The sequence below is a fragment of the Methylomonas koyamae genome (genome assembly GCF_001644025.1).
GTDB lineage: Bacteria > Pseudomonadota > Gammaproteobacteria > Methylococcales > Methylomonadaceae > Methylomonas > Methylomonas koyamae_A.
In genome coordinates, this window is record NZ_LUUK01000081.1 from 1 (window position 1) to 7,019 (window position 7,019).

At 56.2% G+C, this 7,019-nt stretch carries 6 protein-coding genes; 1 reads left to right on the forward strand and 5 read right to left on the reverse strand.

Annotation, left to right across the window (positions count from 1 at the left end; all coding sequences use genetic code 11):
- From A1355_RS07440 to A1355_RS07460, 5 genes are all read right to left on the reverse strand, one after another.
- Nucleotides 1-1,289: restriction endonuclease subunit S (locus A1355_RS07440; RefSeq protein ID WP_064026578.1), on the reverse strand; the 1,289-nt coding region annotated here is incomplete at its 3' end.
- Between the two features lie 84 nt (nt 1,290-1,373).
- Complete coding sequence (locus tag A1355_RS07445) at nt 1,374-1,790, reverse strand: PIN domain-containing protein (RefSeq protein ID WP_064026580.1); 417 nt, start codon at nt 1,788-1,790, stop codon at nt 1,374-1,376.
- Nucleotides 1,780-1,998 carry a hypothetical protein gene (locus A1355_RS07450; protein WP_064026582.1) on the reverse strand — a complete coding sequence of 73 codons (219 nt, stop codon included), beginning with the start codon at nt 1,996-1,998 and terminating at the stop codon, nt 1,780-1,782. The genes A1355_RS07445 and A1355_RS07450 overlap by 11 nt, the downstream gene beginning before the upstream one ends.
- Before the next feature lie 169 nt (nt 1,999-2,167).
- The gene (locus A1355_RS07455) at nt 2,168-4,636 is read right to left on the reverse strand and encodes a type I restriction-modification system subunit M (RefSeq protein ID WP_064026585.1); all 2,469 of its coding nucleotides are present in this window, start codon (nt 4,634-4,636) and stop codon (nt 2,168-2,170) included.
- A 526-nt stretch (nt 4,637-5,162) separates the two neighbouring features.
- Nucleotides 5,163-6,167, reverse strand: coding sequence for a PIG-L deacetylase family protein (locus A1355_RS07460; protein WP_064026588.1), 1,005 nt, complete (start codon nt 6,165-6,167; stop codon nt 5,163-5,165).
- A 286-nt stretch (nt 6,168-6,453) separates the two neighbouring features.
- On the opposite strand from A1355_RS07460, the gene A1355_RS07465 reads away from it, so the two are divergent.
- The coding region (locus A1355_RS07465; RefSeq protein WP_064026590.1) for a zinc-dependent peptidase at nt 6,454-7,019 on the forward strand (566 nt) is incomplete at its 3' end.

Here is a 7,019-nt window from a genome sequence, read left to right on the forward strand (position 1 = left end):
TCCTGCATCATGCCCTGTTTGAGGGCGCGGGTTTTGTCGCGGCGGGCTTCCAGCACGGCGAGTTCGGCGTCCATGTCCGCAAGAACCTCTACGATTGCTTGTTGCTCTGCAAGCAATGGTAATTTGAGGACGAACTTCTTCATATCTGTCCCATAAAGGTGAAATACCGTAGTACCTGTAACGAGCCTGAGCACTTGATCTTCTTCACGGCGAATTACATGACTGAGGAATGTACCGCATACTTGCGCAGGGTCAGTGCGGATCACAAGAATGTCGCCGCCCAATACAACTTCATCAATAACTACACAACTCGCCTTCGCAAGGCCACGAGGTGTGACGTCGGATGTTGGCATTAGAACGTCATTCGCGACCGATCGAAAATCGCCAGTGTTCTTGTCCGTTCGGCTTATAGTTTCTCGAATTGTCTCGCCATACTGAGTAAAGAGTTCACCATAATGAATACATGGTTCAGAACCGAACGGTGTAAGGGCGCTTTTTGGTAAGCCCTTGCCTTTGTAGAATTTCGCCAAATCCCCCAACCGCTTAATCTCCCACTCCCCACTAAACCCCGGCAAGCGGGTTTGGCCGGTGAGGAGTTGTTGCATGGCGGCCTGTTTGAGGTCGCGCTTCTTGGCGATCAGCCGTTCCAACCCGTCCAGCAGCGCATCCACATCGCTCAACGCCGCCGCGATGGCCTTTTGTTCGGGGAGAGGAGGAAATTGAATCTTCAATCCGGCCAAAGTGCCTTGATTGAGATTGACCATCGTCGTTCCGACTGAAGAGTCCTCTATTGCCGAAATAGCCCGTGGACTCGAAAGTACCCGCTGCAAAAACTCCGCATCAGTATTCAGTGGACGAATGATCATTGAGCCTGTTCCACACAACCATCCCGACTGATTCTCTTGTACAACTGCGCATCTACCCATGTCGCCACGACGACCAATGACAATCTCGCCGGGTTTCAACCGAAATTCAGATAGATTCTTCGCCGCCTGTTCCGTGATAGTCATTGTTCGAGTTGGTTCGATCTTGCCATTGATAATGTGCATTGGGTTAATGACCGGAATGCCATCATTAGCGTAATCCGATTTGTGAAGTGCACTCCCGAACGGCCCAGTGCGGAAACTAGCGTGCTTTCCAAGGGGAGAAGAGGCCCAATCCTCCGGAATAACCCCCACCTCCGTCATCTTGTACCCCGGCCTAAGCAAAGCCGCCTTACCAGCCTGCAAGCGATAAGCCGCGCTGGCCTCGTTGACCGCCTCGGCAGGGCGTGTTGATTGATTACTCATGGGTTGGCGTGCTCCACGGCAGCGATGAACCGTTGAGCATTGGACAGACGGTTGATTTCCATGCCATACGTTCCATGCTTCCGGTTACCGAAGGTTCACAAATGGATTGATGACGGTCAAACGGTCTTCGATCACCTGACCGTGTTGCATGTCTTCGGAATAAAGCTGCCGACAATCGGCTTCCAAGGCGCTGGCGACAATTAAACTGTCCCAATAGGAAAAACCATATTTCACTTTGAGCCGATGGGCGAAACGTATCGTGGTGACTTGAATGGTCTTGATGGCTGCAATCGAAATGATGACCTCGATATTGTCTTGAATAAGCCTGTCGGCGATTTTCTTTTTCAGCATCACGCTGTAGTACTCATTGAGCACTTGAGTACTGCTTACTAATGTCGGCAAGGTTTCGATCAGTTCCAACGCAATCGCGCATTTTTGATCATCGTGCTGAAAATGCGCGTACACCCAGATATTGGTATCGATAAAGCTGTTAACGCTCATATAAAGCTTCTCTGGCGGGCAGTTCGATACCCTCGACTACAAAGCGATGGGCGTAGGCTGTTCTGCGCTCCGTGGCTTGCTGGCTGCCGGCGTCGCTATCTTTAAGCACGATGATGGTGAATTTTTCGCCGGTGGCAATGGGCAGGTCGGCTAATAAAACACCATGTGAGCTATCCATCACCAATTCTTTTGTTAATACGACTTGCATGGCATTGTCCTCGATAAGATTTTCAATTTTGGGGTAAATACGTCTTGGGCGGTGGTTTGGCGCGCGTAGCGAGCACGTACCAGAGTGTGCTGGATTTTGAGGCATTCGACCCGATATGACCAACGCAATTGGTCAGACAGTGTCTGACTTATTGTGCCGTTGGGAGGATTCATTTCCATGTGATGCCCATCCTGGTGAGATGTCGCTCGACTTTGCTCGCCAGTTTGCTTACCTCGTCTTCCAACTGCCGCAGTGGCGCGGCATAGCGTTCGGCCAGCTGGCGAATGCGGCCGGTCAATGTTTGCGAGACTCTATCCAGTTCGCCTTGCACGGCGGTGGACAGGTGCGTCATCCACTTGTCGGCTATGACCAGGGTTTTGATTTCGGCTTCGCTCAGCTTGGCGTATTGATCGTAAGCCAGTTGATCGAGCGCGGCTTCGGCTTCCCTGACCTGCTTTTTCAGCGCGCTGATCTGGTTGCCGAGTTCCAACCACTGTTTCAATACTTTCAACTCGTCGGCGCCATCCTGGTCATTACCGGTCGCTTCCAGCATCCCTGCCTCACGCGACATAAGGCCATCCGTGGCCAAAATTTCCTTGATCCGGTCTTTAACGGCGGCGGCATTGATGTTGTCGTATCCGGAAAAGATGGCGTCTTCGCCGCTGTGTTCTTCTTCCAGTTCGGCCAAGCTGGCGCTGGCGGCTTCCAGTTCGGCTTGTTTGGCCTCGATGGCGGCCTGTTCGTCGGCAAAATAGCGGGCGACGATATACGGCTTGGGGATCAGATCGCAGGCCCAACCCTTGTCTTTGATTTTGCCCTTTTTATCGGTTTCGATGATGCGGGTCGGTTGGGCGACCCAGCCGTCGGCGGAGATCAGGTAGCAATCGTCCTGCATGGTTTCGGCCCAGTAGTCCATCAGGTGCTGGTAGATGTCGTAGGCATCCAGCAGCGGCGCAGGCTTGAAGGTATTCAACAAGTCTTCGGCGATGGTTTCGATCAATGCTTTGGGATGGCCGTCTTTGCCAAAGCCGGTGAGCAATGGCGTGGTGGCGTCTCGCCAGCCTTGAAAGCGTTCAGTCGCTTGGGCGTTGAAGGTGGCGAATTCGGCATGGCCGAAGATGGTGGGTTTGACCTCGGCCAGCGGCAGCGTCAGTTGCGCATAACCGGGACGCAGCTGTTCAAACAAGCTGGCGCGGACGCCGGGCAGCACTTGCCAGTAGTCGGCCAGCGCATCCAGGTCGCGCTCGGGGATGCCGCCGTTCAGGTGGCCGGCTATGTCTTGAATATCTTCCGGCTCGCTGCTGTCGATGTAGCGCGGCAAGTTCAGGTTGAAGTCGTTTTTCGGATCGGCGATTTCGTCGAGCGGCACCATCCGCGCATAGCGCGGTACGTCGGCTTGCTTGCCGAAGGTGTCGACGATTTTGTGGATGTCCTGCTCGCGCAGGCGGTTTTTGTTGCCGTCCTTGATAAAGCCCTTACTGGCGTCGATCATGAACACGCCTTTGCGGGCGGTGGCGTTTTCCTTGTCGATGACCAAAATGCAGGCCGGGATGCCGGTGCCGTAAAACAGGTTGGCCGGCAGGCCGATGATGCCTTTCAGGTAGCCAGAGCGAATCAGTTGCTGACGGATCACCGCTTCGGCATTGCCGCGAAACAGCACGCCGTGCGGCAGAATGCAGGCGGCTTTGCCGTTGGCTTTCAGGCTGCGGATGATGTGCAGCAGATAGGCGTAGTCGCCTTGTTTGGCCGGCGGCTCGCCCCAAACAAAGCGCTGGTAAGCATCGTCGCCCGGCGTCAGGCCGGTGCTCCAGGTCTTGTCGGAAAACGGCGGATTGGCGACCACGTAATCGTAAGTGCGCAGGTTTTCGCCATCCTTGAACTTGGGCGAGGCCAGCGTGTTGCCGGACAGGATGGTGGCGGTCGGGAAGTCGTGCAGGATCATGTTCATCCGCGCCAAACCGGCAGTGGTGACGTCTTTTTCCTGGCCTTCGAGGGTAATATGTTTGCCGGCTTCGGCGGCGACTTTTAGCAGCAAGGAGCCGGAGCCGCAAGTCGGGTCGTAAGCCATCGTCGAGCCTTTGGCGTTTTCCGGCGAGATGCCGATCACTTTGGCGATGACCCGGCTGACTTCCGACGGCGTATAAAACTGGCCTTTGCTCTTGCCGCTTTCGGTGGCGAAGTGGCGCATCAGGTACTCATAGGCGTCGCCGAGAATGTCGTCGTGTTCGGCGCGGTTTTTGGAGAAATCCAGCTCGGGCTTTTGGAAGATGCCGATCAGGTTGGAGAGCTTCTCCACCATGTCATTGCCTTCGCCGAGTTTGTTGGGATCGTTGAAATTGGGGAAATCGCTAAGCGCCAAACGGGAGTTAGCATTGACCAGTGGCGCTATGATTTGGGTGTTGATCTTGTCGCCGATGTCGGATTTGCCTTTGAGGGCGATCATGTCCTTGAAGCTGGCGCCGGGCGGAATCACCACCGGCGGTGCGAAGTCGTCGCTGTCGGCGTATTTGTCGGTGATGTATTTGATGAACAGCATGAACAGCACGTAGTCCTTGTACTGACTGGCGTCCATGCCGCCGCGCAGTTGGTCGCACGAGGCCCACAGCGAGGAATAAAGATCGGATTTTTTAATAGCCATGAATCGGTGATGGTGTGGCGTGTTTAGTCTGGGTTATTGGGGTTAGTCGATTGGCTGGGAATGGCGATGCCGTGTTGGCCGCAAAAGCCGTGAATCAGCACTTCCACCCTGTTAGCCAGAAAGCGATGCTCGCGTTCGGCGGCCGGACGTAGCGCTGGTTTTAACGCCGAATCGATGCGAAACGCCGGCTTGGCGGCTTTGGTAGCCGGCCGGTCTGTTGCCCATCCGGATTACGGTACTGGGAACGTACCGCGATGTAAAGGAAAGCCGGCGACTATCCAAGTCCAGCGGACCTAGCGAAGCGTGGAAGTTTAGCCTCCAGGCGAATATCCGGCCGAAAACCGAGAGCGATCGGCGGCGGCCGCCGCGAACACCGCGCCGTTCGAAGCTATGCACCGCCACGGCAAGCCGTTCGAGCGGATGACTCTATCGGCTGAACGCGACAAGCTCTGAAGATGAAGGCGAAGAACCGCTGCCGCGCCAAATTGCTCGGATCGGCGCGGCGTTACGCCAATCCGAGCGCGAACTAGATTTTTCGCCGAGTCAGCGGGTGACTATCGAAGGCTTTGCGGACATGGCGCCAATGTTCGACGACATTTTCTATCCGTTGGGTATCGCCGGTTTGCAGCTGGGTGAAACACTCGCTGCTGCGGACAAAGGAGGACAGGAAGTCGCCCATGATCAATTGCTGAGTTTGATATTCCGCCATGGCTTGACGCTTGGTCGCCACTTCGGAGGGCATCAAATTCAGACAGACCCGGCGATGTCCGCGCAGCGGCAAATCGTCGGGCAATTGCATGGGTTGCCCGCTCCAGTCCTGAGCGATCCCCCAATTCGAGCCGGTCGGCCATCCGGGGCGCCAATGGATCAAGTAGGCCAGCATTTTCGGATGAATGTTTTGCGAGGGTTCGCGTGCCAGCCAATCGCGCACGGCCAGCAACGTGAACATACCCAAACCGGCGTGATCCGAGTCGTTTTCCATCACGTCCGGGAAGGCTATCATGGTCGGCCGGGTCTCGCGCAAGATCGCCACCAGTTCGCTGAGTAAGTCCTGGCCGTCTTGCGCGTAGCCTCTATCGACCGCTTCGCTGTAAGGCACATGGTCGAAGCCGGTGAAGTCCGAGCGCATCGGCTGGTTGCGCCGCCAATGCGACACCAGTGCCGAGTAGATGCTGCCGTCCGAGAAGCCCAACAAGTCCAGATGCAGAAAACCCTTGCCCAACACTTGGGCCGCGCGCCGCGATTCGTCCAGGCGACGTTCGCCGAACGCCAGAAAATCGGCCGCGGACGGCTTGCGCTTGCCGGTTTGCTGAACCACCGCATCGACGTAGGCGTCACCCGATGTCACGACGACGCTACGGACACTGCCGCCGTTGGCGAATACTCGTTGCGCCAGACCTGCGGCGCTCAAGCTTTCATCGTCGGGATGCGGCGCCAATATGAGCAGGCGTTCTCCCCTACCCACGTCCAGCGCTTGCTCCGGCGCGGCGGCGGCCGGTAATGCCACCGCAACGGAAAGCCAAAAAAACATAAGATGCCAAACACGATCAGACTGCCGCATACGCTGCTCCTGCTTCCAAAATAGACCCGGTTGAAATGTGTCCGCTCGGCCCGTCAACACGGACCGGGCTATAATCCGCCTCGACTGGAGACCAGCGAAGACCGTGCCAAACCATGCCGGCACCGCGACCGGCTGCAATTGTGGCCGACTAAATCCGGTTTGCAACCGACCCGGTTGAAATATCCGCCAGATTGGTTGCTATCAACCGTTCGGGACGAACCCGCTATTCGGCCATCACCACCACCGCGACGACCTGATGAGAAACCGATTCAAACGCGCCTATCGACGTTATCGGCTACGCGGCCACGCCATTCCCTTCCAAACCTGGACCCAAGCCACCGCTGAGTTACCTTTACTGCAAGGACTGACGCCAATCGAACTGGCCCGCTTACGGGTGATGAGCTCGTTGTTTCTCCGCGAAAAAAACCTGGTCGGCGTGGATATTGATCTAAATACCAACATGCGCATCGTCATCGCGGCACAGTGCTGCCTGCCGGTTTTGTATTTGGGCTTGGCTCTGCTGTCCGGCTGGTTGGATGTCGTGGTTTATCCCGACGCCTTCGTCGTGGCGCATGAAGACGTCGACGACGCCGGCGTCGTACATCAAGAACAGCGAATTCTGACCGGGGAAGCTTGGTCGGCGGGACCGCTGATATTGTCCTGGCAAGAAATCCTGGAAGACATCGAATATCCGGAATCCGGACAAAACGTAATCGTTCACGAGATCGCCCACGAGCTGGATATGCGCAATGGGGTCGGCAACGGTATGCCGCCGCTGCACGCCGATATGTCGGTGACCGAGTGGACGACCGCGTTATCCGC